Raw genomic sequence first — 25,675 nt, forward strand, 5'->3', positions numbered from 1 at the left:
TAAAGCTACAAGCGGATCGACGCCTGGCTGTGCTTGGGCTTGCAGCTTTTAGCTTGAGGCTTATGTTATGACCGATTTCCTCGCCCTGGCCCAGCCAGGCGTGCAAAAGCTGTCGCCCTATGTGCCGGGCAAGCCGGTGGATGAGTTGGCCCGCGAGCTGGATCTGGATCCGGCCACCATCGTCAAGCTGGCCAGCAACGAAAATCCGCTGGGCCCCAGCCCCAAGGCGCTGGAGGCGATCCGCGCCGAGCTGGCCGAGCTGACCCGTTACCCCGATGGCAACGGTTTCGCCCTGAAGAGCCGCCTGGCCACGCGCTATGGCGTACAGGCGCAGCAGGTCACCCTGGGCAACGGTTCCAACGATATTCTCGAACTGGTCGCCCGTGCCTACCTGGCGCCGGGTCTGAACGCGGTGTTCAGCGAACACGCCTTCGCCGTCTACCCGATTGCCACCCAGGCAGTCGGTGCGCAAGGCAAGGTGGTGCCGGCCAGGAACTTCGGCCATGACCTGGACGCCATGCTCGCGGCCATCGACGCCAACACCCGGGTGGTGTTCATCGCCAACCCGAACAACCCCACCGGCACCTGGTTCGGTCCGCAGGCGCTAAGCGATTTCCTTGCCCGGGTGCCGGAGCATGTGCTGGTGGTGCTGGATGAGGCCTACATCGAATACGCCGAAGGCGATGAGCTGCCGGACGGGCTGGAATACCTGGCTAGTCACGAGAACCTGCTGGTGTCGCGCACCTTCTCCAAGGCCTATGGCCTGGCCGCGTTGCGCGTCGGTTACGCCATCAGTTCGGCGCAGATCGCCGACGTGCTCAATCGCGTGCGTCAGCCGTTCAACGTCAACAGTCTGGCCCTGGCGGCGGCCTGTGCGGCCCTGGACGATAGCGACTACCTGGTGCGAAGTCGCCAGGTGAACGATGCCGGCATGGCCCAGTTGGAGGCGGGCTGCCGCGCCCTGGGACTGGGCTGGATTCCGTCCAAGGGCAACTTCATCGCCATCGATTTCGCTCGCGACACTGCGGCGATCAACCGGGCCCTGCTGCGTGAAGGGGTGATAGTGCGGCCGGTGGGCGGTTACGGCATGCCCAACTACCTGCGTGTCTCCATCGGCTTGCCCGAAGAAAACGCCCGCTTCCTCGATGCGCTGGCCAAGGTGCTGGGCGAGTGAGCGAAGCGAAAAGCGCTGTCACCAAGGCGCAACCCGGCAAGCCTATGATCGGTCGGCTGGTGGTGATCGGCCTCGGCCTGATCGGAGGCTCGTTCGCCAAGGGTTTGCGTGAGCGTGGCCTGTGCCGGGAAGTGGTGGGGGTCGATCTCGATCCGCAGTCGCGTCGCCTGGCTGTCGAGCAGGGGGTGGTCGACCGCTGTGAAGAGCAGTTGGTCGCCGCCTGTCAGGGCGCCGAGGTGATCCAGCTGGCGGTGCCGATCCTGGCCATGGAAAAACTGCTGGTGGAGCTGGCCAGGCTCGACCTGGGCGATGCGGTGCTTACCGATGTTGGCAGTGCCAAAGGCAATGTGGTGCGCGCAGCGCGTCTGGCGTTCGGCGAGTTGCCTGCTCGTTTTGTGCCGGGTCACCCGATTGCCGGTTCCGAGCAAAGCGGGGTGGAGGCAGCCAATGCCGAGCTGTTCCGCCGGCATAAGGTGATCTTGACGCCGCTTGCGCAAACCGATCCGCAGGCCTTGCAGCTGGTCGACCGGCTCTGGCGCGAGCTGGGGGCCAAGGTCGAGCATATGCAGGTCGAACACCATGATCAGGTGCTCGCCGCGACCAGTCATCTGCCCCATTTATTGGCGTTTGGTCTGGTCGACTCGCTGGCCAAGCGCAGCGAGAATCTGGAGATTTTCCGTTATGCCGCTGGCGGTTTTCGTGATTTCACGCGGATTGCCGGCAGTGACCCGGTGATGTGGCACGACATCTTTCTCGCCAATCGCGAGGCCGTGCTGCATACCCTGGATCTATTTCGCGGCGACCTCGACGCCTTGCGCGACGCGGTCGACGCTGGGGATGGCCATCAGTTGCTGGGGGTGTTTACCCGCGCTCGTGTGGCCCGCGAACATTTCAGCAAAATTCTAGCCCGACGGGCCTATGTGGACGCTATGCACTCGAATGATCTGATTTTTCTGGCTAACCCCGGTGGCAAGCTGTCCGGGCGGATTCGTGTTCCGGGCGACAAGTCCATCTCGCACCGCTCGATCATGCTGGGTTCGCTAGCCGAAGGTACTACCGAAGTCGAAGGTTTCCTCGAGGGCGAAGATGCCCTGGCCACCCTGCAGGCCTTCCGCGACATGGGGGTGGTGATCGAAGGCCCGCAGCATGGTCGGGTAACCATTCATGGCGTTGGTCTGCATGGTTTGCAGGCGCCACCCGGGCCGATCTATCTGGGTAACTCGGGCACCTCCATGCGCCTGCTCGCCGGTTTGCTGGCCGGGCAGTCGTTCGACACCGTCCTGACCGGCGATGCGTCGCTGTCCAAGCGGCCGATGAATCGTGTAGCCAAACCGCTGCGCGAGATGGGCGCGGTGATCGAAACCGCTCCGGAAGGGCGGCCACCCTTGACCATTCGTGGCGGCCAGCGCCTGAGCGGCATGCATTATGAAATGCCGATGGCCAGTGCCCAGGTGAAATCCTGCCTGTTGCTGGCGGGCTTGTATGCGACGGGGCAGACCTCGGTGACCGAGCCCGCGCCCACCCGCGATCATACCGAGCGCATGCTGCGCGGCTTTGGTTATCCGGTGGCGGTCGACGGCAGTACGGCCAGCGTCGAGTCGGGCCACAAATTGACGGCTTGCCATATCGAAGTACCGGCGGATATTTCCTCGGCAGCTTTCTTCCTGGTCGCCGGTAGCATTGCCGAAGGCTCCGAGCTGGTGCTGGAGCACGTCGGCATCAACCCGACCCGTACCGGGGTAATCGATATCCTCAAGTTGATGGGGGGCGATATCGGCCTGGAGAATCAGCGCATCGTGGGTGGCGAGCCGGTGGCGGACATTCGCGTGCGCAGCGCCAAGCTCAAGGGCATCGATATTCCTGAGCACCTGGTGCCGCTGGCCATCGACGAATTCCCCGTGCTGTTCGTGGCGGCTTCGTGTGCCGAGGGTCGTACCGTGCTGCGCGGTGCCGAGGAGTTGCGGGTCAAGGAATCCGACCGCATCCAGGTCATGGCCGATGGCCTGCTGACACTGGGCGTCAAGGCTGAGCCCACTCCTGATGGCATCGTCATTGAAGGAGGTGGCATTGGTGGTGGCGAGGTCTGGAGTCATGGCGATCACCGGATCGCGATGGCCTTCAGCGTGGCATCGCTGCGGGCTACGGCACCGATCCGGATTCATGATTGCGCCAATGTCGCGACCTCGTTCCCGAACTTCCTCGCCCTGGCTGCGCAGGTCGGTATCCGCGTGGCTGAGGAGACCGAGTCATGATTGCTCTGGCACCGATAGTCGCCATCGATGGGCCAAGCGGCTCCGGCAAGGGCACGATCGCCGGCTTGTTGGCGCAGAAACTGGGTTGGAATCTGCTGGATTCCGGCGCCCTGTACCGTCTGCTGGCTTTTGCCGCGCGCAATCATGGCGTCGATCTGACCAATGAAGAGGCCATGAAGGTGCTGGCCGCGCACCTGGATGTGCAGTTCCTCGCCGGTGCCCAAGGGCAGGGCCAGCGGATCATTCTCGAGGGCGAGGAGGTCACCGATGCCATCCGCAATGAAGGTATTGGTGCCGGTGCCTCGCAGGTGGCTTCGTTGCCCGCTGTGCGCGAGGCCTTGCTCCAGCGTCAGCGGGCGTTTCAGGAGATGCCAGGGTTGGTCGCCGATGGTCGCGATATGGGTACCGTGGTGTTTCCCGATGCACCGCTGAAGATTTTTTTGACCGCCAGCGCCGAGGAACGTGCCCGGCGACGTTACTTGCAGTTGAAGGCCAAGGGCGATGATGTTAATCTCGCGAGTCTTCTCGATGAGATTCGGGCGCGTGATGAGCGCGATACCCAGCGTGCAGTGGCTCCGCTCAAACCGGCAGTCGATGCGATCCAGCTGGATTCCACCGAACTTTCCATCGAGCAGGTAATGGAACGTATTCTGAGTGAGATCGCCAATCGCGATCTTGCCGGATGACAAGAGCCCCGGCTGCTTAAGTCGGTCAGCTCACAAGGAGGCATGCGGGAATCCAGTCCTAGACCCGTAGGCCTCTTTTTATATGAACGTACCCACATTGTCTGGAATGTGGTTTGGGCGGATTCCCCGCCCTGAATCAACAGGAATTAAAATGAGCGAAAGCTTTGCTGAACTATTTGAAGAAAGCCTAAAAACCCTGAATCTTCAGGCTGGCTCGATCATCACCGCTATCATCGTCGACATCGATTACCAAGCTGGTTGGGTAACCGTTCACGCTGGCTTGAAGTCGGAAGGCCTCATCCCGCTGGAGCAGTTCCACAACGACGCTGGCGAGCTGACCATCAAGGTCGGTGACGAAGTTCACGTTGCGCTGGACGCGGTTGAAGATGGCTTTGGTGAAACCAAGCTGTCCCGCGAAAAAGCCAAGCGTGCCGAGTGCTGGATTGTTCTGGAAGCAGCTTTCGCCGCTGAGGAAGTGGTCAAGGGCGTTATCAACGGTAAGGTTAAAGGCGGCTTCACTGTCGACGTTAACGGCATCCGTGCGTTCCTCCCAGGTTCCTTGGTCGATGTTCGTCCGGTGCGTGATACCACTCACCTGGAAGGCAAAGAGCTCGAATTCAAAGTCATCAAGCTGGACCAGAAGCGCAACAACGTTGTCGTTTCCCGCCGCAGCGTGCTGGAAGCCGAGAACAGCGCCGAGCGCGAAGCTCTGCTGGAATCCCTGCAGGAAGGTCAGCAAGTCAAGGGTATCGTCAAGAACCTCACGGATTACGGCGCATTCGTCGATCTGGGTGGCGTCGATGGCCTGTTGCACATCACCGACATGGCCTGGAAGCGTATCAAGCACCCGTCCGAGATCGTCAATGTTGGCGACGAGATCGATGTCAAGGTACTGAAGTACGATCGCGAGCGTAACCGCGTTTCCCTGGGTCTGAAGCAACTGGGCGAAGACCCATGGGTTGCTATCAAGGCGCGTTACCCGGAAGGCACTCGCGTCAATGCACGCGTAACCAACCTGACCGACTACGGCTGCTTCGCAGAGCTGGAAGAAGGCGTGGAAGGCCTGGTGCACGTATCCGAAATGGATTGGACCAACAAGAACATCCACCCGTCCAAAGTCGTACAGGTTGGCGATGAAGTGGAAGTTCAGGTTCTGGATATCGACGAAGAGCGTCGTCGTATCTCCCTGGGTATCAAGCAGTGCAAAACCAACCCGTGGGAAGACTTCTCCGGTCAGTTCAACAAGGGCGACAAGATCTCCGGCACCATCAAGTCGATCACCGATTTCGGTATCTTCATTGGTCTGGATGGCGGCATCGACGGCCTCGTTCACCTGTCCGACATCTCCTGGAACGAAGTAGGCGAAGAAGCTGTACGCCGCTTCAAGAAGGGCGACGAGCTGGAAACCGTGATCCTCTCCGTTGATCCGGAGCGTGAGCGCATTTCCCTCGGCATCAAGCAGCTGGAAGAAGATCCGTTCTCCGACTACGTTGCTGTTAACGATAAAGGCACCATCGTGCGCGGTATCGTTAAGGAAGTTGACGCCAAAGGCGCCATCATCACTCTGGCCGATGGTATCGAAGCCACACTGAAAGCCTCCGAAATCAGCCGCGATCGCGTTGAAGATGCGCGCAACGTGCTGAAAGAAGGCGAAGAAGTAGAAGCCAAGATCATCAGCGTCGATCGTAAGAGCCGTGTAATCAGCTTGTCGGTCAAGTCGAAAGACGTTGAAGACGAGAAAGAAGCTATCAAGGAAATGCGCAAGCAGGAAGTTGATGCTTCGGGTCCGACCACCATTGGTGATCTGCTCCGTGCGCAAATGGAAAAACAGAACTAAGTTCGGTTAATCCAGAAAAAGGGCGACTTCGGTCGCCCTTTTTTGTACCTGCGTTTTAGCCAGTTGTCAGCTTGCCGGGCGCGGGCAGCGGTTCGGCTGCCGCGACTCGGCGCAGGGCGCGTCGTGCGCAGGTCTCTACAGGTTGCCATCTGGCTCGGCATTTAACTGCTACAGCGTCTTTTGTAACGGCCAGCCAATCCGTGCCCTACGGACGGTCTAGCCTGGCAGGCGGCTGGACTGCGCTGCTTGCCGTGGTGGCGGCCGTGCTCGGTCGCACCACCAGCCACAGGGCGATGGCGATCAATACGCCGCCATACAGGTAGGCCCAGGACAGGGGTTCGTCCAGTAGCAGGGCGCCCCACAACACACCGAATGGCGGGATTAGAAAGGTGGTGGTCGATGCCTTGATCGGGCCAATATCCGTCAGCAGGCGGAAGTACAGCACGTAAGCGAAGGCCGTACAGATAAAGCCAAGTCCGGCAAGGGACAGCCACACGTGAAGGTCGCCCCAGCTGGCTGGTGGTTGCACGATCAAGCTGCCGGCGAACAGGGGTAGAAGGAACAGGCTGGCGCCGCAGAGGCTGCTGAATGCGGTGAGGCGATTGTCCAGGCCACCTTGTTGGCCGATCCAGCGTCGGGTGAGAAAACCGGCGAATCCATAGCAGGTGGTGGCTATCAGGCAGGCCGCTGCGCCGAACAGCAGTTGTAAATCAACCTCGATCGGACCGGTTCGGGTCAGCACGGCGACACCAAACAGTCCAAGTGCCACCCCGGCGGCTTTGCTCAACGTCAGCGCCTCGGCGAAGAACAGCATGCCGATCAGCACGCCCATCATCGGCGTGGTGGCATTGAAAATCGCCGAATAGCCGGCAGGAAGCACCAGTGCCGCCAGACAATACATGGCCGATGGCAGGCCCGCACTGATCACCCCGAGTACCAGGCATTGCTTGAGCTTGCCGCGAAAGTCCCACTGCACACGCATGATCAGCAGAATCGCGAGCAGGCCGAGAGCGCCCAGACTGGCACGGAAGAACGCGGTCGGCATGCTGCCGAGCACCGGTGCAATGATCCGCATGAATAGAAAACTCGCGCCCCAGATGGCGGCGAGCAATAACAGGCGCAGCAGGTCGGCGGGACGCACGACGGACTCCAAATCGGCTCAGGGACGAGCAGTGTTGCCGGGCATGCCGGGCAAGGCAATGCGGAAGTGGCTTTTAAATCGTCTCAGGCGGTAATGTTGTGCGGGGGATAAAGCCTTAACGACCTTTGCTGGCTTTTCCCCGGTGCCACTACTGGCTAAGCTCGGCAGTCGATACAGTCGGTTCATTTTTCACTTAGAGGTTTGCCCATGCCGCAGCAATGGCCCGCCAGCGCGATCGCCACGCTTATCCTCGAAGGTTTCGACGATTATCGTGAGCAGTTCCGTCAGATCACCAATGGGGCCCGGGAGCGTTTCGAGCAGGCGCAGTGGCAGGAAATCCAGCGGGCTGCGGCCGCTCGTATCGCCCTGTACGAGGAGTTCGTCAGCGAAGTCAGTGAGCGGCTACGCCAGGCTTACCCGCCTGAGGTGTTGCTGGATGTGGCGCAGTGGCCACTGGTCAAGTCGGCCTACATCACCTTGATTGATCTGCGTTGCGACGATGAACTGGCGGAAACCTGGTTCAACTCGATCTTCTGCGGGCTGTTCAGCCATGACCAGATCAGCGATGGCTGCATGTTCATTCACACCACGCGCCCGGCGTTACGCGCCAATGCCCCGGCACCGCTGACCCGGATATATCGACCCCAAGGTAATATCGAGCAGGCGCTGCGGCAGATCTTCGAGGATTACCGTTTTGAAGTGGCTTACGAAAGCGTCGAGCGAGACCTGGCACGACTGATCAAGCAGATGCGTGAGAACCTGCCGGACTGGGTGTGCAAGGATCCGGAGTTGAGTATCGAGCTGTTCTCCTCGCGTCTGTATCGCAACAAGGGCGCCTATCTGGTCGGGCGCATCAATACTCGTGACGAGCAATGGCCGCTGGTGATCCCGCTGTTGCACCGTGAGGGCCAGGGTATCCAGATCGATACGCTGATCACCGATGAGGCCGAGGTGTCGATCATCTTCTCGTTCACCCGTTCCTATTTCATGGTGCGGGTTGGCTACCCGGCGGAGTTTGTCGGCTTTCTCAAGCGCATCCTGCCAGGCAAGCATGTCGCCGAGCTGTACACCTCGATTGGCTTCTACAAACATGGCAAGTCGGAGTTCTACCGAGCGCTGATCAATCACCTGGCCAGCACCGATGACAAGTTCGTCATGGCGCCCGGGGTGCGCGGCATGGTCATGAGCGTATTCACCCTGACCGGCTTCAACACCGTGTTCAAGATCATCAAGGATCGTTTCGCGCCGTCGAAGAACGTCAGTCGCGCCACTGTGATCGAAAAATATCGCCTGGTTAAAAATGTCGACCGGGTCGGCAGGATGGCCGATACCCAGGAATTCGCCGATTTCCGCTTCCCGCTCAGCAAGTTCGAGCCGCAATGCCTGGCCGAACTGCTGGAGGTGGCACCGTCGACCGTCGAGGTCGACGGCGATACCGTGCTGGTGCGTCACTGCTGGACCGAGCGGCGCATGACCCCGCTGAACCTGTATGTCGAAAATGCCAGCGAAGCCCAGGCGCGCGAAGCGCTCGACGATTACGGCCTGGCGATCAAGCAGCTGGCCGCCGCCAATATCTTCCCCGGCGACATGCTGCTGAAGAACTTCGGCGTCACCCGTCACGGTCGGGTGGTGTTCTACGATTACGACGAAATCAGCTTCCTTACCGAGGTCAATTTCCGGCATATCCCGCCGCCGCGCTACCCGGAGGATGAGATGGCCTCCGAACCCTGGTATTCCGTGGCGCCGATGGACGTGTTCCCCGAGGAGTTCCCGCCTTTTCTGTTCGCCGATATCAAGCAGCGTCGCTTGTTCAGCCAACTGCACGGCGAACTGTATGACGCCGATTACTGGAAAAGCCTGCAGGGTACGATTCGCGCCGGTAAGGTGATCGATGTATTTCCATACCGGCGCAAAGCCGAGCAGGCCGAGTAGGGGCTGGCAAGGGTGGGGCTGCTGCCACTGGTTGCGTGACCGGGCCGACAGCCGGTCATGTTCAGGGCTGTTTGATTTGCATCATGCTTCTGCAAGTGCGCTGGGTTAACCTATGCTGACAGAAGGTGCTCTCGAGCGCCTTGTCGAAGTCCTTGGCAGGAGGGAATTCCATGAGCGCCAAGTTGCATAACGCCTTACACGATCTGCTGGTTGCCCTGGGTTTGCTTGATCGGCCGAAACTGCAACCGGTGCCGGTGCGTGATGACGACCAGCGCCGCCCGCAAGCGCCGCGCCGACGCCGCTGATATTTCAAGGTGGGGGTTGCTTCAAGGTAGGGTGGGCTTTAGCTCGCCAAGATTATTGATCGGCAACTGCCATTCATCGGCAGCACAAATTGAGCTGGTTCACAGGCAAGCTAAGTTAGCTGCGGGTGGTCGGTAAACCACATCGCGATCAGTTCGCGCATGCGCTCACCGGAAAAGCTCGGGAAGTGTCCGCCATGTACGTTGCGTACCGGCAGTTTGCTCAGCCGTTCCAGGCTTTGCACGTAATCCTGCAGATTCGAATGGTAAGCATCTTCGATCAATGGGCCGTCGTAGAGGATGTCGCCGGAGAACAACGTCTGCGTCCTCGCCTCCCACAAGCTGATACCACCGGGTGAATGACCCGGGGTATGCAGCACCTGCAATACCCGGTCGCCCAACTCCAGCACATCACCGTCCTCGATCAAGCGCGTTGCGGGCGCAGCCCTGACCCGGTACTCGGCATAGCACAGCGGGCAATCTGGATGCGCCTCGAACATGTCGTCGCCGACGAAGTCTGCGGCCAGGGTATTGGCCCCGCTCGGTGCGGCGAGGATGTCTGCTTCTGCGGGATGCACCAGGCGTTCGGGGAATTCGTGATGGCCGGCAATATGGTCGAAGTGGGTGTGACTGGCCACGGCCAGCAGTGGCTTCTCGGTCAGCCAGGGCAGTTGCTCGCGCAGGCTGACCAGGCCGGAGCCGGAGTCGACCAGCAGATCCCGTTCACGACCCTGAATGTGCCAGATATTGCAGCGATAGAAGGGGCGGATATAGGGCTCATGGATCAGTGTGACGCCATCCTGCAGGTGGCGTACTTCGAACCAACTGTTGCGGCTGACGATTTTCATACTGATCCCGCTCGTAGTTCGCCCCCAAATTGTAGGCGCCAGGGCGACGCCGGACCGCAGAAAGCTGACTTCTGCGCACCTGCATCTTGATCATTGGGCCACCTGCGTCCGCGGCGCCAGCACTCAGCGGCGCAGCATGCCACGACCTTAGAGCGTACTGCTTCGCGAGTACGGTCTAAGGTCGTGCGTTCACGGATGGAACGGCGGCGCCTCCAGGATTTCGATCAGCAGCGGGCGATCTGCCGGGGCGCTGTGCAGCAGCTCGGCCAGGTGCGCGTGGTCGCGGGCGCGTTCGGCGGCGCAGCCGAAGCCGCGGGCGATGGCCAACAGGTCCGGGGTGTAGATGTCCACGCCGAGCGGGGTGATGTCGCGCTTTTCCATATAGCGCTTGATCTCGCCGTAGCCGCTGTTGTTCCACAACAGCACGATGATGCCGACCCCAGCTTCTACTGCGCTGGCCAGCTCGGGCAGGGTGAACTGGATGCCGCCGTCGCCCATAAGGCTGATCACCGGGCGGCCCGGTTCGGCCAGTTTGGCGCCGATCGCCGCCGGCAGGCCGTAACCCAGGGTGCCGTAGCCGGTGGAGGCATTGAACCAGCGCCGCGCTCCGTCCAGCTCGACCAGGTGGTTGCCGCTGTACACGGTCTGGGTCGAGTCGCCGACGAAGCGCGCGTCGGGAAGCGTTTCCAGCAGCGTGTCGAACAGCTGGCGGTAATGCGCCCAACCGGAAAAATCCTCGGCCAGCCGCGCCTGCACGGCGGCGGTGCGCATGGCGCCCGGGCTGTTGGCGCGTAGCTCGCCGGGATTCAGCTCGGCCATCAGCATACGCATGGCCAGGCGTGCATCGCCCTGGATCGCCAGGCTCGGGGTGAAGTTGCGTTGCAGCTGCTGGGCGTCGATATCGATGCGGATCAGTTGGCCGCTCAGCTGGAAGTTGCCGTCGAACACCACGTCGTAGTCGGTCTCGCCCAGCTCGGTGCCGATGGCCAGTACCACGTCCGCTTCTTGCGCCAGTTGGCGCACTGGCAGCAGCGACTGGTTGCTGCCGAGCAACAGTGGATGGCCCGGCGGCAGCAAGCCCTTGGCATTGATGGTCTGCGCGGTCGGCGCATCCAGGGCCACCGCCAGGGCGCGGGCCTCGGCTTGCGCGCTGACACAGCCGCCACCGAGCAGCAGCAGCGGGCGTTTGGCGTTTTTCAGCATGGCCGCCGCTTCGCGGATCAGTGCGCGATTGGGTGACGGACGCTGGATGCTCGGTCGTGGCGCCAGCTGCATGTGATCTGCCGGCGCGGTGATGATGTCCAGTGGCAGCTCGATGTGCACCGGGCGCGGTCGTTCGCCCTCGAACACGGCAAAGGCGCGTGCCAGCACGCCAGGCAGTTCCTCGACGCTCATCAGGGTATGGCTGAAGGCGGTGACGCCGGCGGTCATGGCGCGCTGGTTGGGCAGTTCGTGCAGGTAACCCTTGCCCAGACCTAAACGGTTGCGCTCGTTGACGCTGGAAATCACCAGCATCGGGATCGAGTCCGCATAGGCCTGGCCCATGGCCGTGAGAATGTTGGTCATGCCCGGCCCGGTGATGATGAAGCACACCCCCGGCTTACCCGAGACGCGCGCATAACCGTCGGCCATAAAGCCGGCACCTTGCTCGTGACGCGGGGTGATGTGGCGGATGTTGCTGTGCGGCAAGCCGCGGTACAGCTCGACGGTGTGTACGCCGGGAATGCCAAACACGGTGTCGACGCCCCAGGCTTCGAGTTGTTTGACGAGAAATTCGCCGCAAGTGGTCATGTAATCGAGTCCTGTTGATTGCCTGGATAGCATCGTAGGAGCGGGCCGCGCCCGCGATGCTTGCATGCCGCGCGGTGTTCGCGGGCATGGAACTAGGCGTCCCTCCGCGCTCCTACGGTTTGAGTTTGACGCTGCCTCTCAACCGACTATCCAGTGGGCCATCAGCGCGATGATCGGCAGGGTGATCAGGGTGCGGATGATAAAGATGGCGAACAGTTCGAGCAGGTTCAGCGGCAGCTTGGCCTTGATGATCAGTACGCCGACTTCCGACATATAGATCAACTGGGTCAGCGACACGCAGGCCACCACGAAGCGGGTCAGCTCGCTCTCGATGCCCTTGCCCAGCACCGCCGGCAGGAACATGTCGGCAAAACCCACCAGCATGGCTGGCGCGGCCTTGGCGGCTTCCGGTAGTTGCAGGGCTTCGAGCAGCGGTACCAGGGGGTAGGACAGCCAGTTGAAGATCGGCGTGTACTCGGCAATCGCCAGGGAAACGGTGCCGATTGCCATCACCAGCGGCAGCAGGCCGAGCCAGATATCCACCACGTTATGCACGCCGACCTTGACCATCTGCGCCGGCGAAGGGTTGTTGTTGGCGCGTTTCACCGCCTGCAGCACGCCCCAGCGCAACAGCGAGCTGCCAGTGGGGACGTCTTCCTTGATCTGCTTGCCGACACCGGCGACGTAGTCGTCCTTCTTCCACGACAGCGGCGGGATGCGCGGGGTGATGATGGCGGCAGCCAGGCCGGCCACCACTACCGTCAGGTAGAAAGGTACGAACAGATGGTCGAGCTTCATGAAGCTGGTGATTAGCAGGCTGAAGGCGATCGAGGCGACCGAGAAATTGGTGGCGATCACCGCCGCTTCCCGGGCGCTGTAGAAACCCTTCTGGTATTGCTGGGCGGTGATCAGTACGCCGACGGTGCCCGAGCCGAGCCAGGAGGCGATGGCATCGATGGCCGAGCGGCCCGGCAGGCCGAAGATCTTGCGGAACACATTGCGTACCAGGGTGCCGCAGAATTCCATCAGGCCGAAGTCGGTGAGCAGTGGCAGGATCAGCCCAGCGACCAGGAAGAAGGTGATCAGCACCGGGGCCAGGTCTTTCAATACCACGCCGCCGGTGTTGGCGTTCCAGATCCACTCCGGGCCGAACTGCCAGAAGGTCATTGCCGCGAAAATTGCGCCAAGCACACGCAGGCCAAGCCATAGCGGGTGCAGGTTGAACAGCTCGTTGAGCGTGTGGCGCTGGGTGAGCCAGCGCGGCTTGAGGGCCGAGCCGAGTAGGCCGAGGGCGGCGGAGAACAGCAACAGGCCGGTGGCGATGGCCGGCAACCAGGCGCTCAACGAGGTCTTCAGGGCATCGGCCATTACGCCGAGGCCGATGGTGACCTTGCCGTCGTAGACGATTGGGGTGAGAAACAACAGTACGCCGAGCAGCGAGGGGATCAGGAAGATCAGCAGCTGGCGCAGGCTGTAGGACGTATCCGCTGGTGGTTGGTCGTCCAGCAGGGGCATGGCTTGTTCAGAGTTCATCTTGGCACCCTATTTTATTGTTGTAGTGCGCGGGCACCGCACGCGGTGCCCGTTCAGTATAAAAAATCCGGGTTAGCTTCAGCGGTGCTGCACACCCGGCAATACGCAGAGCATTTCGTAGAGCAGGTTGGCCCCGAGCAACGAGGTGTTGCCGGTGGTGTCGTAGGGCGGCGAGACCTCGACCAGATCGCCGCCGATCAGCTGCAGACCCTGGCAACCGCGAATGATCTCGATCGCCTGGATGGTGGTCAGGCCGCCGATTTCCGGGGTGCCGGTGCCTGGCGCCCAGGCCGGGTCGATGCCGTCGATGTCGAACGACAGGTAGACCGGGCCGCCGTCGACCTTGGCGCGCACTTCCGCCATCAACGGCGCCAGGGATTTGTGCCAGCATTCTTCGGCCTGGACCACACGGAAGCCCTGCTTACGGCTCCAGTTGAAGTCCTCGGCGGTGTAGCCCTGGGCACGCAGACCGATCTGCACCACGCGGTCGCAGTCGAGCAGGTCTTCCTCGACGGCGCGGCGGAAGGTGGTGCCGTGGGCGATTTTCTCGCCGAACATATGATCGTTGACATCCGCATGGGCGTCGATATGTACCAGGCCGACCTTGCCGTGCTTCTTCTTCAACGCGCGCAGGATCGGCAGGGTGATGGTGTGGTCGCCGCCGAGGGTCAGCGGGATGATCCCGTGTTCGAGAACGTTGTCGTAGAACTCCTCGATGATGCGTACCGCTTCCAGCATGTTGAAGGTATTGATCGGGACGTCGCCGATGTCGGCCACGTTCAGCGAGTCGAAGGGGGCGGCGCCGGTGGCCATGTTGTAAGGGCGGATCATCACCGACTGGGCGCGGATCTCGCGCGGGCCGAAGCGGGTGCCGGAACGCAGCGAGGTGCCGATATCCAGCGGTACGCCGATGAAGCCGACATCGAGATCGCGCTGCTCGACGGACGTCTGGATATGCGGCAGGCGCATCATGGTGGCTATGCCACCAAAACGGGGCATCTCATTGCCGCCCAGGGGCTGGTGCAGAATCTTGTCCATAGCTAGGCCTCGGAGTTCTTGTGGTTATTGGAGTCGTTGGGCGGATTCTTGACCAGGTCGTCCCTGCGACAAATCGCTGCAGGCAAAAACTTAGTTCAGAAATTTCTAAACTATCGGCCGCTTCTGTAGCATGAGTGGGACCGCCCAGGTCGGGCCGCGCAGGTTGAGTGCAGCGCTACCCCATGCCGCCATGCCATGGGTTACGCCGCTACGCGTCTAACCTGCGTAGCCCGTCTCATCCTGCGAGGACCCCTGATCGATGAGCCAAACTCTGCCCGACCTCAAGTTGCTGCGCATCTTCGTCAGCGTGGTGCGCCAGCAGGGTTTCGCCGCGGCGCAGCAGGAGCTAAACCTGTCGACTTCGGCGATCAGCACCTACATGAGTCAGCTGGAAGGTCAGCTCGGCCTGAGCCTCTGCCATCGCGGGCGTGGCGGCTTCAGCCTGACCAGCAAAGGCGAGCTGTTCTACCAGGAAACCCTGCGCCTGCTCGGGGAACTGGAGGGTTTCGAGCGCTACTCCGCCGCGCTCAAGGGCGAACTGCGCGGCACCCTCAACCTGGGCGTACTCGACTCCACCGTCGGTGACCCGGCGTTGCCGCTGGCCGAAGTGATTGGCGCTTACAGTCAGGAGCACCCGGCCGTGCACCTGCACCTGTCGGTGATGAGCCCCTATGAGTTGCAACTGGCGGTGCTGGACAACCGCCTGGACCTGGCCATCGGCGCTTTTTCCACGCGGATGAACGGCCTGGTCTATCAGCCGTTGTACCGCGAGCAGCACTGGTTGTACTGCAGCGAGCGTCATCCGCTGTTCGGCGAGCGGCGCATCCCCGAGGAGGTGATTGCCCAGCAACGCATGGTTGGTCGCGGCTACTGGAGTCAGGCCGAACTGGCGCGGCATGGTTTCAAGCACAGCGCAGCGACGGTGGAGTCGATGGAAGCGCAGCTGATCCTGGTGCTGTCCGGCGCCTACATCGGCTACCTGCCGGAACACTACGCACAGCCCTGGGTCGATCAGGGGCGCTTGCGTGTATTGCTGCCGGCGACCTTCGGCTATCAGGCGCCGTTTTCTCTGATCCTGCGCCGCGGGCGTTCGCGCGAGCCGCTGATCCAGACCTTCAGGGACTTGCTGAAAGCGCAGCTCAACGCTCGCTGAGGCAGGGTGGCAGGTTGAGCTGTTTTAACGTTCGTGCCGACATGGCGTATTACCACCTGTGGTGCTAGACCTGAACGCTTGTGAATAAACTCTCGCCTACTGCGGCCGCCTTCCAGCGCCCGCTGCGGCGTTGCGCTACGTGAGCGCCTGGGTACGGTCTCGCGACGGTGCTCGATATTTTCACAACCCCTGAGCGTTACCTGATTAGCCATGAACCTCTGCCCGAGCCAGCGCAAGTCGGCTGGGGATCACAGCAGGCGATTTTCCAGTTCACTGTGCCAAACAAATGCGGGTAACCCCGTGATATTCGCCTCCTGGTTCGTTCGCGAAGAACCCTGGCGGTAGTTGTTTGCTAATCAGGTGCTCATCTGTGCGACAGCGCACCGACTCTGCTTTACTCCAGTGAGATGGTTTTTACTCTGGTTCGCCGCAATCTCGCGGAATCGTGTGCTCAATCGAGATCGCGATTAAATACTGCGCGCGAACACAGTGAGGCCAGCCGTAAATAACCCGCAGTTTTCAGCCGCTACCCTGTGCTGGTGCGCATCGCGCGGCGAGCGATTCAGACCACCAACCATGCAAGGTCTTTCTCAATGTAAGAGGCGTGTGTGAACTAAAAACCACCTGATTAGCAATGAACTCTGCCGGAGCCATCGCCTGCCGGCCGGGACTTCGGTACGGCGACTTCCCCGCTCACCGTGCCAAACACCTGCGGGTAAAACGGTGATTTTTGACTCCCGGTCAGTTCGCAAAGGATCGCTGGAGGTAGTTGCTGAGCCTCATTGCTAATCAGGAAGCGTCATGAATAGGGACATAAAATTCATCAACAACAGGGATTGCATGCGATGCGCCAGAATCTTCCGGTGACACAGCGGGAAAGAACCTTTGCCGCCCACGAGCGACTGATTTCAACCACCGACCTCAATAGCAACGTCACCTACTGCAACGATGCTTTCGTCGCCATCAGCGGTTTTACCCGGGAAGAGCTGATCGGCAATCCGCACAATCAGGTGCGCCACCCCGATATGCCGGCAATGGTATTTGCCCAGATGTGGGAAACCATCAAACAGGGCAAACCCTGGATGGGAATCGTCAAGAACCGTGCGAAAAGCGGTGACTTCTACTGGGTAAGCGCTTATGTCACGCCGATTTATGAAGGTGGCAAGGTGTCCGGATACGAGTCGGTACGCACCTTGCCCAGCGAGGCACAGAAGCGCCGGGCCGAGGCGCTCTATGCACGACTCCGGGCTGGCAAGTCAGCGATACCGGTGTTCGAGTCCTGGACTCAGGGCCTGGTTCGCTCCTGGCCACTGATTCTCGCCGGCCTGACGATTTTTGCGGCGCATTGGTTGGTTGCGGGCCCCTGGTTGCTGACCTTCATCGCGGCAACCTTGTTTATTTTGGGCGTCTATCAACTATCCAGTAGTAATCAGTCGATTCGGCGAACCCTGGCCGAACACCCCAAAGCCTTCACCAGCAGCTTGGTGGCCTTGACCTATAGCGACAATCGTGGCGCCCAAGCCCTGCTGGATATGGCGATGTTCAGCGAAGAGGCGCGTTTGCAGACGGCGCTTACCCGCCTGGAAGATGCCGGCATCAACGTCAAGAAACATGCGGCGCAGTCGGCGCAGCTGTCGCGTTCCGGTGCCGAGATGCTCGATCAGCAGCGCAGCGAGGCCGATCAGTCGGCCACCGCGATCAACCAGATGGCCGCGACCATTCAGGAGGTCACGCACAACGTGCAGAACACCTCCCATGCGGCCGAAGAAGCGGATGGGTTGGCCAAGCAAGGCCTGCAACTGGCCGCAGACAGCCTGCTGTCGATGCAGCATATGGCCAAGTCGGTAGTCGATATTGGCCAGGCGGTGAATGATCTGGCCAGCTCGACCCAGTCGATCGGCAGTGTGGCCGATGTGATCACCGCGATTGCCGAACAGACCAACCTGCTCGCGCTCAATGCCGCCATCGAAGCGGCGCGTGCGGGTGAACAGGGGCGTGGTTTCGCCGTGGTAGCCGACGAGGTGCGGGCACTGGCTGCGCGTACTCGCGAGTCGACCGAGCAAATTCACCAGATCATCGCCTCCCTGCGCGCCGGTGCCGAACGGGCGGTGGTTACCGCGGGCAGGGGTGAGGAGATCTCGCGCGCGAGTGTACAGAGCGTCGAAGCGGTGCGCTCGGCGCTGGATGGCATCAGCACGTCAGTCAGCCGTATCACCGGCATGAGTCAGCAGATTGCTGCCGCCTCGGAGGAGCAAAGCCACGTGGCCGAGGACCTCAGCCGGCAGATTACCCGGATTGCCCAACTGTCCGACCAGAGCGCCGGGCAGGCACACCAGGGCGCAACCGTCGGCAAGGAGCTGGAGCAGATGGCCGACTACCTGCACAGCCTGGCCGAGCGGTTCAATCGCTGACAGCAGGCTGCTCATCTGTAAGGATCGGCAGTCAGGCAATTCTGCTGATTGACGCCAGGTGAGCAGCATTTTTGTCGCCCGGATGAAATCCGAATCTCGCGCCGGCATCCTGCCCGGGATTGCATCCGGGTTACGTGCAGGGCATTGCCCCCGGAACGGATGCGATCCCTTATGTGAATAGCTTGGCGCCAAGGGGATCGTTTGACTCTGGTGGCTCCTGCATCGAAGGCGCTGGCATAGCGCAAACCGCCTTTCGATATGTTTGGGCAAGTGGCTTGCAGCTGGGCCTGTGGCAAACTGTTCGGCCAAGGAGATGCCGATGTCACGCCCCCATTGCACGCGCTGTTGCCGCCCGCGAGGCCACTGTTTATGTGCGCTGATCCCGCAGTTGTCGAGCCGTACGCGGGTGTTGGTCCTGCAGCACCCGAGCGAGGTCAGGCATGCACTGAATACCGCGCGTTTGGCGGCGCTGGGTCTGAGCAACGCCGAGTTGCGCGTTGGCGAGGTGTTTGAGGATTTAGCCGGGTTGCTGGCGCAGCCGGGTTACCAGGCTTGTCTGTTGTTTCCGGGGGAGGGTGCGCTGCCGCTGGCGCAATTCGTCGAACGGGTTGACGAGCAGCCGTTGTTGCTGGTGGTACCAGACGGCACCTGGCGCAAGGCGCGCAAATTGTTGCACTGCAATCCGCTGCTGGCGGCGTTGCCGCGAGTCACGCTCGCGCCCGGACTGCAGTCGCGCTATCGCTTGCGCAAGGCGCCAATGCCGGGGGCTTTGTCGACCATAGAGGCGGTTGTCTGTGCGCTGGATATCCTGGAGGCGCCAGCGCAATTCGATGCGTTGCTCAAGCCGTTCGAGGCCTTGATCGAAGGACAGATCGCGGCGATGGGCGAGCAGACTTACCTGCGCAATCACCGCGATGGTGCATAGCCTCGGATGTTGTGAAAATATCGAGCGCAACGTCAGCAGCGGGCGTCTGGAGGCGGTCGCAGTTTTTCACAAACTCTCAAGTATTAACCCGCGGATTGACACCAACAGCTTTGTAGCCCGGAGCAGCCTTGGCGCAAACCGGGTTACGCTACCCGGATTGCGCTTATCCAGGCTAAGGGATTGCGCGCTCTTGTAGCGCGGATGAAATCCGGGAACGGCTTGGTAGGCGCAGGATTTCCCCGGATCGCATCCGGCTACAAAAACGCTTTGCGGCTCTCCATCATTGACTTCTAGCGCTCGCGCAACGCTTCGGCACGGGCCTTGAGCACGGGTTTGAGCAGGTAGTCCAGCACGCTTTTCTCGCCGGTGATGATGTCCACGGTGGCGATCATGCCGGGAATGATCAGCAAGGGATGCTCATCGCTGCCCAGGTGGCTTTTATCCGTACGCAACTGGATCAGGTAGAAGCTGTTGCCTTCCTCATCGGTGATGGTGTCGGCGCTGATCAGTTCCAGATTGGCCCTGAGTCCGCCATAGATGGTGTAGTCGTAGGCGCTGAACTTGACCATGGCCCTCTGCCCCGGATGGAGAAAGGCTACATCCTGCGGGCGCACCTTGGCCTCTATCAGTAGATTGTCTTCCAGCGGTACGATTTCCAGCATGTCGCTGCCTGGCTGGACGACGCCGCCAATGGTGTTGATCTTCAATTGTTTTATGACGCCGTTGACCGGAGACAGCACGGTGGTGCGGCTGACCCTGTCCTGAATCGCCGAACTGGAGGCGGTGATTTTCTTCAGTTCGGTGCGGGCATCATTGAGCTCCTTGAAGGCCTCGGAGCGAAAGCCCAGCTCGGATTCCTCGATCTTGCTCTTGATTTCGTTGACCGCCGCTTCCGCCCTGGGGATGGCCAGGTTGGTTGCATTCAGTGAACCACGCATTTCGACCGCGCTGCGGCGCAGGCGGAGTATTTCCACCGGGGAAATTGCCCCGGAGGCTACCAAGGGTTGCGACATGTTCAGCTCTTGCTGAATCAGGCCCAGGCTGGAGCTGTATTGCTGAGCCTTGGAGCGAAATTCCGCGAGCTCCTGGGTTTTCTGCAGCAGCTGTTCGCCGAGTGTTCGTTGTTCGCTGTGCAGACGTTGTTGCCGCGAGCGGTAGAGGGCCCGTTCGTCCTCGGCCAGTTGCGCTGCCGTGCGGGTGATTTCTTCGGGCATGGCGATGGGCCGGCCTTCGGCTTCGGCGGTCAGTCGTTCGATACGGGCTATCAGTGCCAGGCGATCTGCTTCGGTCTCGCCCTTGTTCGAGAGAAACCGCGTGTCGTCAAGCCGCAGCAGTACATCGTCCTTGCTCACCAATTGGCCTTCGCGCACGAATATTTCACTGACGATGCCACCCTCGAGGTTCTGGATGACCTGGATTTTGCTCGAGGGAATCGCTTTGCCCTCGCCGGTGGTGACTTCTTCGAGCACGGCAAAATGAGCCCAGAGCAAGGCAGCGATCAGGCAGGCACAGACCACCCAGATGGTGATTCGCGACATCCAGGGAGAATCCTCGAGAATTGCCCCCTCGACTTCCGGCATGAACTCGGTGTCCTGCTTGCGCCTGCCCAGGCTGGCGAAGTAGGCGAGGATGGCTCGATGCGGTTGCATAAGTACCTTCCTATTCTGCTGCCGGGCCGACGCGGCCCTTGCGCAAGGCTTCGATCACCACCTCTTTCGGGCCATCGGCAACGATATGGCCGTTGTCCAGAACCACCAGGCGGTCGACCAGGCTGAGCATCGAACTGCGGTGGGTGATCAGCAGTAGGGTCTTGCCCTGGGCCCAGGTGTGCAGGCGGTTGCGCAGGATTTCCTCGCTGGTGTTATCCATCGCGCTGGTCGGCTCGTCGAACAGCAGAATCTGTGGATCGAGCAGCAGCGCGCGGGCCAGCAGCACGGCTTGGCGCTGGCCGCCGGAGAGTTGTTGGCCACGCTCGCCGACCGGGCGATCGAAGCCCTGCGGGTGCTGCCGGGCCAGTTCACCGACGCCGGTCAGCTCGGCCACTTCGAGCATGCGCGCGTCGCTGACATAGCGTGCGCCGAGGGTCAGGTTGTCGCGCAGGCTGCCGGCCAATAACGGCAGGTCGTGCGCAACGTAGCCGATCTGGTGGCGCAGGTCGGCCACGTCGAGCTGGCGCAGATCCAGTCCGTCGAGCAGGATTTGCCCTTCATCCGGGGTGTAGAAGCCCATCAGCAGGCGGGCCAGGGTGCTCTTGCCCGAGCCGCTGCGGCCGATGATGCCGACGCGCTCGCCAGCGTTCAGGCGCAGGCTGACTTTGGCCAGTGCCGGACTGCTCTGGCCGGGGTAGCTGAAGCTGACCTGGCGCACATTGAGGCCCCCCTTCAGCAGGGTGCGCTCCAGCGGCCGCTGCTTGGTCTGGCGTTCCTGCGGCAACCCCATCAGGGCATCGGTACTCTTCATGGTCAGGCGCGCCTGCTGGTAGCGGGTGATCAGCCCGGCAACCTGGCCGAGCGGCGCCAGCACCCGGCTATTGAGCATGTAGCAGGCGATCAGCGCGCCGACGCTCATGTCGCCCGCGATGATCGCGTAAACCCCGGTGATGATGATGGCCATGCCGGCGCATTGCTGGAGAAACAGGGTGCCGTTGGTGGCCAGCGATGAGAGGAAGCGGGCGTGGGTATCCAGCCGGGTCAGGGCGCCATGGGTGGTTTCCCACTGGTGCTGGCGTTCGCTTTCTGCGCCGCAGGCCTTGAGGGTTTCCAGACCGCCGAGGGTTTCGATCAACAGGGCCTGGCGCTCCGCACCCAATGCCAGGCTGCGTTGCACGGTGTCGCGCAGGCGGCCCTGAATGATCAGGGCAAAGATCGCCGTGAGCGGAAAGGCCAGAAGCGGAATGGCGACCAACGAGCCGCCGAGCAAGCCGATCACCACTATCATCAGCAGGGCGAAAGGCAGGTCGATGAGGCTGGTCAGGGTCACCGCAGTAAGGAATTCGCGCAGGCCCTGGAAGTCGTGGATGTTCTGCGCGAAGCCGCCGACAGTGGCCGGACGCGCCTTCATGGACATGCCGGTGATGCGTTCGAACAGGGTGGCTGAGAGCACCACGTCGGTCTTCTTGCCCGCGCTGTCCAGCAGATTGGCGCGCAGCACCCGCAGCAGCAGTTCGAAGGAGGTGCCGATGAACAGGCCGATGGCCAGCACCCAGAGGGTTGAGGTGGCTTGGTTGGGCACCACACGGTCGTAGGTCTGCATGACGAACAGCGGCACCATCAGACCAAGCACGTTGACCAGCAGGCTGGCCAGCATGGCATCGGCATACAGCCAGCGGGACAGCTTGAGCGTATCGCGGAACCAGGCGTCGATGCGTGGTAGCAGTGGTGTGCGAGCGTCTTCCAGGGCATGTCGTGGGCGGGCGAAGAATGCCTGCCCACTGTAGCCCTCGGCCAGTTGCTCGCGCGTAACGCGCTGTTCACCACCGTCTGCTTCGCACGGCAGAATCAGCGCCTGATCGCTGTCCAGCCATTTGCGCAGAACTGCGCTGCGCCCGTCCTTGAGCAAGAGCAGCACCGGCAGATTCAGGGCCGAAATGGCCGTCAGTTCGCGGCGCAGCAAGCGGCCTTGCAAACCTGCCCGCGCAGCTGCACGCGGCAGCAGGTCGGCACTCAGGCGTTGTTCCGGCATCGGCAAACCGGCGCTCAGGCTGCCACGGCTGGCGGTACAGCCATGGAGCTTGCAGAGGATCAGCAAGCCGTCCAACAATGGATCGTCATGGCTCAAGCGTGGATCGCTGGTGGGGCCAGCCCTTTCCATTGTCGTCACGATTTACTACTCCTTGACCGGTACTACTTGATTTCCGGCAGGCGTGCCTCGCTCTTTACATCGGAAAGGGCTACAGCCTCGGCCGGAATAACCACCTGTTGCTGGCGCAGCAGGTCACCCATGGCAGCCAGCACGCGGTACATGGCGAACTCTTCGGTGTAGCGCACTTCGGTGTAGCGACGGTTGGCGGTGAAGAGTTCGTTCTCACTGTCCAGCAAGTCGAGCAGGGTGCGCTGGCTCAGGCTGAATTGCTGCTGATAGGCCTCGCGAACCCGGGTGGTGTAGTCGGCATAGTCGCGCGCCTTCGGGGTTTGCAGAAGGGCGTTTTCCATGGCGTTCCAGGCCAGCGCAAGGTTTTCGTTGAGCACGCGCAATGCGTTGTTGCGAATGTCCATCGATTCGTTGATCTGGTGGGCAGAGGATTGCAAGCGCGCTTTGTCGCGATTGCCATTGAACAGGTTGTAGTTCATTACCACGGCGGCCCGCCAGCTGTTGTAGTGGCCTTCATCGCCCTGGATGTTGTCGTTGGCGTTGGTCGCCAGTTCGACATCGAAGCGGGGGTAGAACGGTGATTTGGCAACCTCATACTGCTTTTCGGCGGCCTGCACGTCGGCTTGCGCCGATTTCAGGAAGGGGTTGTTTTGCATAACCGCCTGCCGGGCAGCGTTCAAGTCTTCTGGCAAGGCGTTGCGAATCGAGACCGGGGCTACCAGCTCGTCCGGCATGCGACCGGTGGTGCTGATGAAGTTCGCCTCGGCATCCGCCAGATTGACCTGCTCGGTGTAGAGGTTGTTTTCCGCCAGGGCCAGGCGTGCGTTGGATTGGTCGAAGTCGGCAGTGCTGCCGACGCCTTGGCGACTGCGCAGATCGATTTGATCGGTGATGCGTTGGTGGGCAAGCAGGTTGTTCTTGGCCAGATCGACCATTTCACGGCGCTTGAGGATATCCAGATAAACCTCGACGGTGCGCAGTGCCAGGCTCTCTGTCGTGCCAAGTACCCGGTAGGCCCGCGAGTTCACTACCGCTTCGGTGCGTGCGACTTCATTGGGGGTGTTGAAACCATCGAACAGCATCTGCCGCAGGCGCAGTTCGGCGTTGCGAGTGTTGAGCGTTTCGGTGTTGTGATCGCCCAATGCCCGGGTGCTGGGGCTGTCTGTATGTTCCCGGCCGTAACCGACGAGCAGGTCAACAGTCGGCAGATAGCCGCCTTTGGCGATCTTCACTTCTTCGTCTGAAGAAAGGCGGTTGTTGATTCCCGCATGGATTTCAGGGTGGTTGTCCAGGGTGCTTTGAATCGCTTCGGTTAATGTCATCGCCTGGCCATGGGAACACGTCAGAGCCAGCAGCATGCTGCTCCACAGAGGATTGAGAACTCGCATGTGATGAATCTCCTTTTCTACCGTTATGTTCTTGCCGTCAGATATTTGACTTTTTTCTTATAAAACCGTTTCAGGTTTTTAACAACACAGCTAAGAACATCTTTAAGCAAAGCCTAAGAAAAAATTCTCACAAGCTTTATGAGGAAAAAATCTTATGCGGTCTGGAAAAGCGGGACCATTGTTTATATCAAAGGTCGCGTAATTCGCGGGTTATCCGCTTTGTGCGTGACGATAACAGGCGGTCGAGCACGATTCGCAATACCTAGGGCGGGGATGGTTCTGATGGAGTAGTACGGCAGCCAAGATGCGTTATTTTTTTGGCGCTTTTGCAGAGCAGGTATGCCGTTTCATTTCACTCAGTTGCTTCTTGTGTCGCGCCCGGTGTTTGGAAAGGTGCATTGACCCTTTTCAGGCGTGTCAGCGGTGGCTGGCAGCTGTAGTGAGGAAGGACTCATGGCTACTTTGATCGGTATCGTCAGTCAGGTTGTCGGCGAGGTTTTTGTGGTAGCTGGCGATGGAACGCGTCGGCCCCTTGTCGAAGGTGACCGGGTTTTCGCCGGTGAACAGTTGGTTACCGGGGCGGGTGGTGCGGTAGCCATCGCCTTGGCCGGAGGTGGCGAGCTGACCCTCGGGCGTGACAGCAACCTGATGCTCGACACGCAACTGCTGGCAGGTATGCGCGGTGACGGCGGCGTAGCGCCGGCGTCGCAAACAGCGGCTAGCGAACAGGACCTGAGCGAAGTCGAGCAACTACAGGCGGCCATTGAAGCCGGCGTCGACCCGACCACCGCTCTTGCAGCCACGGCTGCCGGGCCTGGGACGGGTGGCGCAGGCGGTGGTGGCCATTCGTTCGTCTTGTTGGGTGAAACTGCCGGAGCCCTTGAACCGGTCATCGGTTTCCCTACCGAGGGCCTGGGTTTCGCTCCCGAGTTTCCCGAGCCGGATATCGAACAGGCTGACGAGTTGCCGGATGAGGAACCGGGCATTCCTCAAGTTATTCTGGGTGAACGCCAATCGGTATCGGAATCCGCTCTGGCAACGGGTTCGAATGCGGATTCGGACGGCGAGTTTGCCAGTGGTACTTTCCGATTGGCGCATGCCGACGGGCTAAGCGCTCTGCAGAGCCTCACCATTAACGGCGTGACGGTGTCCATCGTTAGCTTGGTGGGCGTAAGTTTTGTCGGTGAGCATGGCGAGCTCACCATCACCGGCTACGACGGTGTGACTGGGTTGGTCAGCTATAGCTATGAGCTGACCAGTCCTGCCGATAGCGGCTCCGGTAACCCAACTGGCGTATTCGTCTTGAGCGCCTCGGACGGCTCACAGTCATCGGCACCGACGAGTCTCATCATCGAGATATTCGACGATGTGCCCAACGCGGTGGACGACAGCCACAGCATTGCCGAAGACACGCTGACGCCGATCAGCGGCAACGTGCTCAGCAACGACCTGCA

17 protein-coding genes and 2 pseudogenes are annotated in these 25,675 nt (G+C 61.0%); 11 read left to right on the plus strand and 8 right to left on the minus strand.

Going from position 1 to position 25,675, the window contains the following annotated elements:
* Positions 1-67 precede the first annotated feature (67 nt).
* The 4 genes from hisC (at position 68) to rpsA (ending at position 5,949) form a co-directional block, all read left to right on the plus strand.
* Positions 68-1,174 (plus strand): histidinol-phosphate transaminase, encoded by a 1,107-nt coding sequence (gene hisC, locus R3355_RS17205; RefSeq protein ID WP_318962289.1) that lies wholly within the window; start codon positions 68-70, stop codon positions 1,172-1,174.
* A 44-nt stretch (positions 1,175-1,218) separates the two neighbouring features.
* Positions 1,219-3,426 carry a bifunctional prephenate dehydrogenase/3-phosphoshikimate 1-carboxyvinyltransferase gene (locus R3355_RS17210; RefSeq protein ID WP_318962307.1) on the plus strand — a complete coding sequence of 736 codons (2,208 nt, stop codon included), beginning with the start codon at positions 1,219-1,221 and terminating at the stop codon, positions 3,424-3,426.
* The gene (gene cmk, locus R3355_RS17215; RefSeq protein WP_318950162.1) at positions 3,423-4,112 is read left to right on the plus strand and encodes a (d)CMP kinase; all 690 of its coding nucleotides are present in this window, start codon (positions 3,423-3,425) and stop codon (positions 4,110-4,112) included. Before R3355_RS17210 ends, cmk begins: the two co-directional genes overlap by 4 nt.
* A 151-nt stretch (positions 4,113-4,263) precedes the next feature.
* Entirely contained in the window at positions 4,264-5,949 is a 1,686-nt protein-coding gene (rpsA, locus tag R3355_RS17220; RefSeq protein ID WP_079202462.1) for a 30S ribosomal protein S1, read from the plus strand.
* Between the two features lie 205 nt (positions 5,950-6,154).
* On the opposite strand, the gene R3355_RS17225 is transcribed toward rpsA, so the two are convergent.
* Positions 6,155-7,090, minus strand: coding sequence for a DMT family transporter (locus tag R3355_RS17225; RefSeq protein ID WP_318962290.1), 936 nt, complete (start codon positions 7,088-7,090; stop codon positions 6,155-6,157).
* 207 nt (positions 7,091-7,297) lie between these two features.
* Here R3355_RS17225 and aceK point away from each other — a divergent pair, with 207 nt between their 5' ends.
* Positions 7,298-9,022: a bifunctional isocitrate dehydrogenase kinase/phosphatase gene (gene aceK, locus R3355_RS17230; protein ID WP_318962291.1), complete on the plus strand. Its 1,725-nt coding sequence runs from the start codon at positions 7,298-7,300 to the stop codon at positions 9,020-9,022.
* A gap of 170 nt (positions 9,023-9,192) precedes the next feature.
* Positions 9,193-9,327, plus strand: coding sequence for a PA1414 family protein (locus R3355_RS17235; protein ID WP_318962292.1), 135 nt, complete (start codon positions 9,193-9,195; stop codon positions 9,325-9,327).
* Between the two features lie 110 nt (positions 9,328-9,437).
* Here the strand turns inward: R3355_RS17235 and R3355_RS17240 are convergent, their stop codons facing one another.
* The 4 genes from R3355_RS17240 to speB all read right to left on the minus strand — a co-directional run bounded on the left by R3355_RS17240 (position 9,438) and on the right by speB (position 14,534).
* Complete coding sequence (locus tag R3355_RS17240) at positions 9,438-10,172, minus strand: MBL fold metallo-hydrolase (RefSeq protein WP_318962293.1); 735 nt, start codon at positions 10,170-10,172, stop codon at positions 9,438-9,440.
* 189 nt (positions 10,173-10,361) lie between these two features.
* The gene (locus tag R3355_RS17245) at positions 10,362-11,963 is read right to left on the minus strand and encodes a 5-guanidino-2-oxopentanoate decarboxylase (protein ID WP_318962294.1); all 1,602 of its coding nucleotides are present in this window, start codon (positions 11,961-11,963) and stop codon (positions 10,362-10,364) included.
* A gap of 138 nt (positions 11,964-12,101) precedes the next feature.
* The gene (locus tag R3355_RS17250) at positions 12,102-13,496 is read right to left on the minus strand and encodes a YjiH family protein (RefSeq protein ID WP_318962295.1); all 1,395 of its coding nucleotides are present in this window, start codon (positions 13,494-13,496) and stop codon (positions 12,102-12,104) included.
* Positions 13,497-13,574: 78 nt separating this feature from the next.
* Positions 13,575-14,534, minus strand: a complete 960-nt coding sequence (gene speB / locus R3355_RS17255; protein ID WP_318962296.1) for an agmatinase — start codon at positions 14,532-14,534, stop codon at positions 13,575-13,577.
* Positions 14,535-14,793: 259 nt separating this feature from the next.
* Between speB and R3355_RS17260 the strand changes: the two genes are divergently transcribed.
* The 4 genes and pseudogenes from R3355_RS17260 (at position 14,794) to R3355_RS17270 (ending at position 19,023) form a co-directional block, all read left to right on the plus strand.
* Positions 14,794-15,687 (plus strand): LysR family transcriptional regulator, encoded by an 894-nt coding sequence (locus tag R3355_RS17260; protein WP_318949343.1) that lies wholly within the window; start codon positions 14,794-14,796, stop codon positions 15,685-15,687.
* 845 nt (positions 15,688-16,532) lie between these two features.
* Positions 16,533-16,814 (plus strand): annotated as a pseudogene (locus R3355_RS24410) (PAS domain-containing protein); the annotation flags it as partial.
* 309 nt (positions 16,815-17,123) lie between these two features.
* A pseudogene (locus R3355_RS24415) lies at positions 17,124-18,098 on the plus strand (methyl-accepting chemotaxis protein); the annotation flags it as partial.
* 319 nt (positions 18,099-18,417) lie between these two features.
* On the plus strand, positions 18,418-19,023 hold the full coding sequence (locus R3355_RS17270) for a tRNA-uridine aminocarboxypropyltransferase (RefSeq protein WP_318962298.1): 606 nt from the start codon (positions 18,418-18,420) through the stop codon (positions 19,021-19,023).
* A gap of 290 nt (positions 19,024-19,313) precedes the next feature.
* Here the strand turns inward: R3355_RS17270 and R3355_RS17275 are convergent, their stop codons facing one another.
* Genes R3355_RS17275 through R3355_RS17285 form a run of 3 tightly spaced genes read right to left on the minus strand, consistent with a single transcriptional unit; the run spans position 19,314 to position 24,221 of the window.
* Positions 19,314-20,672: an HlyD family type I secretion periplasmic adaptor subunit gene (locus R3355_RS17275; RefSeq protein ID WP_318949340.1), complete on the minus strand. Its 1,359-nt coding sequence runs from the start codon at positions 20,670-20,672 to the stop codon at positions 19,314-19,316.
* 10 nt (positions 20,673-20,682) lie between these two features.
* Positions 20,683-22,833: a type I secretion system permease/ATPase gene (locus R3355_RS17280; protein WP_318962308.1), complete on the minus strand. Its 2,151-nt coding sequence runs from the start codon at positions 22,831-22,833 to the stop codon at positions 20,683-20,685.
* 32 nt (positions 22,834-22,865) lie between these two features.
* Positions 22,866-24,221 carry a TolC family outer membrane protein gene (locus R3355_RS17285; RefSeq protein WP_318962299.1) on the minus strand — a complete coding sequence of 452 codons (1,356 nt, stop codon included), beginning with the start codon at positions 24,219-24,221 and terminating at the stop codon, positions 22,866-22,868.
* Positions 24,222-24,674: 453 nt separating this feature from the next.
* Here R3355_RS17285 and R3355_RS17290 point away from each other — a divergent pair.
* Positions 24,675-25,675: retention module-containing protein (locus R3355_RS17290; protein ID WP_318962300.1), on the plus strand; the 1,001-nt coding region annotated here is incomplete at its 3' end.

It is taken from the genome of Pseudomonas sp. (assembly GCF_033723075.1).
Lineage (GTDB): Bacteria > Pseudomonadota > Gammaproteobacteria > Pseudomonadales > Pseudomonadaceae > Aquipseudomonas.

Bases quoted from the DNA above. Each gene is read 5' to 3' on its own strand.
- R3355_RS17270 (WP_318962298.1), top strand. From the start codon at position 18,418: ATGTCACGCCCCCATTGCACGCGCTGTTGCCGCCCGCGAGGCCACTGT.
- cmk (WP_318950162.1), top strand. From the start codon at position 3,423: ATGATTGCTCTGGCACCGATAGTCGCCATCGATGGGCCAAGCGGCTCC.
- R3355_RS17280 (WP_318962308.1), bottom strand. From the start codon at position 22,833: ATGGAAAGGGCTGGCCCCACCAGCGATCCACGCTTGAGCCATGACGAT.
- R3355_RS17285 (WP_318962299.1), bottom strand. From the start codon at position 24,221: ATGCGAGTTCTCAATCCTCTGTGGAGCAGCATGCTGCTGGCTCTGACG.
- R3355_RS17210 (WP_318962307.1), top strand. From the start codon at position 1,219: ATGATCGGTCGGCTGGTGGTGATCGGCCTCGGCCTGATCGGAGGCTCG.
- R3355_RS17235 (WP_318962292.1), top strand. From the start codon at position 9,193: ATGAGCGCCAAGTTGCATAACGCCTTACACGATCTGCTGGTTGCCCTG.
- R3355_RS17275 (WP_318949340.1), bottom strand. From the start codon at position 20,672: ATGCAACCGCATCGAGCCATCCTCGCCTACTTCGCCAGCCTGGGCAGG.
- hisC (WP_318962289.1), top strand. From the start codon at position 68: ATGACCGATTTCCTCGCCCTGGCCCAGCCAGGCGTGCAAAAGCTGTCG.
- R3355_RS17245 (WP_318962294.1), bottom strand. From the start codon at position 11,963: ATGACCACTTGCGGCGAATTTCTCGTCAAACAACTCGAAGCCTGGGGC.
- R3355_RS17260 (WP_318949343.1), top strand. From the start codon at position 14,794: ATGAGCCAAACTCTGCCCGACCTCAAGTTGCTGCGCATCTTCGTCAGC.
- speB (WP_318962296.1), bottom strand. From the start codon at position 14,534: ATGGACAAGATTCTGCACCAGCCCCTGGGCGGCAATGAGATGCCCCGT.
- R3355_RS17250 (WP_318962295.1), bottom strand. From the start codon at position 13,496: ATGAACTCTGAACAAGCCATGCCCCTGCTGGACGACCAACCACCAGCG.
- rpsA (WP_079202462.1), top strand. From the start codon at position 4,264: ATGAGCGAAAGCTTTGCTGAACTATTTGAAGAAAGCCTAAAAACCCTG.
- aceK (WP_318962291.1), top strand. From the start codon at position 7,298: ATGCCGCAGCAATGGCCCGCCAGCGCGATCGCCACGCTTATCCTCGAA.
- R3355_RS17240 (WP_318962293.1), bottom strand. From the start codon at position 10,172: ATGAAAATCGTCAGCCGCAACAGTTGGTTCGAAGTACGCCACCTGCAG.